Source organism: Levilactobacillus tujiorum (genome assembly GCF_012641185.1).
Taxonomy (GTDB): Bacteria; Bacillota; Bacilli; order Lactobacillales; family Lactobacillaceae; genus Levilactobacillus; species Levilactobacillus tujiorum.
Genome location: NZ_JAAXLK010000086.1, coordinates 1 through 204 on the forward strand (window position 1 = coordinate 1; position 204 = coordinate 204).

Below are 204 nucleotides of genomic sequence, written 5' to 3' on the forward strand. Positions count from 1 at the left end.
CTGCGCATGAGCCAGAGGATAGCGTTGAGGGCGGTACGGTTGTCTAGGCTTGATGGACGGCCAGTCCGGTATGGCGGGAAGTATCCTTTGATTCGGTCCCACTGAGCATCTTCCAGTTCGTATCGTTTAGGTGTTGTCATCGGAATGCCTCGATTCGTTTTTCCTCAGATTATACCTGAATTTTTAGTTTTCAGACAGTCCCTA

General features: G+C 49.5%; 1 protein-coding gene. It reads right to left on the reverse strand.

The genetic code is table 11. The features are described 5' to 3' along the window. Nucleotides 1-140 (reverse strand): transposase (locus tag HF569_RS12820; RefSeq protein ID WP_141729386.1); only part of this gene is annotated, 140 nt, incomplete at its 3' end. Nucleotides 141-204 lie beyond the last annotated feature (64 nt).